The sequence below is a fragment of the Mycolicibacterium arseniciresistens genome, from assembly GCF_030519285.1.
Classification (GTDB): domain Bacteria; phylum Actinomycetota; class Actinomycetes; order Mycobacteriales; family Mycobacteriaceae; genus Mycobacterium; species Mycobacterium arseniciresistens.
In genome coordinates this window covers 1-1,126 of sequence record NZ_JAUMSQ010000543.1, presented here as the reverse complement: position 1 = coordinate 1,126, position 1,126 = coordinate 1, and the positions used below count along the sequence as shown (strand labels likewise).

The following is a 1,126-nucleotide window of genomic DNA, read 5'->3' as shown; positions in this document are numbered from 1 at the left end:
GCGGGCGCCGGCCGCTCGACGGGCGCCGGAGTTGCTGCGGGCAGCGGCTTCTCGGCGCGGGGCGGGTCGGCGACGGCAGGCTCTTCGGCGACCGGGGGTGCCTTCACGGCCGGCTCAGGGGCCACCGGCGCCTCGATGACCGGATCGGGAGCCACCGGCTCCCGGACCACCGGCGGCGCCTCGACCACCGGCTCCGGCTCCACCACCACTGGCGCCTGAACGGGCGGCAGCGCTTCCGGCGCAGGGGCTTTCCGCTCGGCGGGCCGTTCCCGGACCTCCACCTCGGAGCCGGATCCGCCCTGGGGCGGGGACGGCAGGACCGTCTCGGTCGGCGCGACCGGGTCCTTGTCGGGTTTGGCCAGCGCAGGGGCGGCGCCGCCGGAGAGCGCGGTCAGCGAGATCACCACCCCCGATGCCAACGCCGCCGCAGCAGTTCTCGGGTTCACCGGTGCACCACCCATTACGGGTCGACTCCTCTGACGTCAGGGCGCAGCCGTCTCCCCCGACACTGGCCTGGTACCAGCAGCCGCCACGACGTGGTGATCAATCGATCTCAACCAAACTTATCGCGCGCCCGCGCGAACCGTTACAGGCACGAAGACTACTGCGTGGCGTACTGCAGCGCCGGTTCGGTGGAGTCGACGCCGCCGCTGCCGTAGATGGTGAGCCGGTCGGGCCGCACCTCGTAGCGGGCGCCGTCGGCGGGGTTGACGGCGTCGAATCCACCGCCCGCCGGCACCGCGTTCGCGAGTTCGAGGTCGGCGCCGTCGCTCAGCCGTTCTCCGCGGTAGTAGTAGCCGCCGCTCGACCCGGTGCCGCACACGACCGCGAGCGAGTTCGCCGTCCGGACCATCGCCGCGGCCTTGTCGCCGTTGTCACAACGCGCCGAATGACCGATGAAGCCCTGTGTGTCGGCGCCGGCCATGGTGACGGCGCCCGCTGTGGTGCTCGTCGTGGTGGACGGGGTCGTCGAGGTGGTGCTCGTCGAGCTCGGAGCGCTCGAAGAGGTCTCGGTGCTCGACGGCTCCGTGGCCTCGGTGGTCGTCGCCTGCGGTGGCACCGCCAGCGGTGTGCGCGCCGGGCTGCCCGCGTCGCCGCCCGACACCAGCAGCGCGCCCAGCACCGC

The 1,126-nt window shown here is 73.4% G+C and carries 2 protein-coding genes and 1 pseudogene; 1 reads left to right on the top strand and 2 read right to left on the bottom strand.

Going from position 1 to position 1,126, the window contains the following annotated elements; all coding sequences use genetic code 11:
• Positions 1 to 446: pseudogene (locus tag Q2100_RS31370) on the bottom strand (hypothetical protein); the annotation flags it as partial.
• Between the two features lie 155 nt (positions 447 to 601).
• On the bottom strand, positions 602 to 925 hold the full coding sequence (locus Q2100_RS31365) for a hypothetical protein (RefSeq protein ID WP_302917141.1): 324 nt from the start codon (positions 923 to 925) through the stop codon (positions 602 to 604).
• On the opposite strand from Q2100_RS31365, the gene Q2100_RS31360 reads away from it, so the two are divergent.
• A partial coding sequence (locus tag Q2100_RS31360) for a hypothetical protein (RefSeq protein WP_302917140.1) occupies positions 924 to 1,126 on the top strand: 203 nt, incomplete at its 3' end. The genes Q2100_RS31365 and Q2100_RS31360 overlap by 2 nt on opposite strands.

Excerpts from the sequence above, each read along its gene's own strand:
- Q2100_RS31365 (WP_302917141.1), bottom strand. The coding sequence starts at position 925 with ATGGCCGGCGCCGACACACAGGGCTTCATCGGTCATTCGGCGCGTTGT.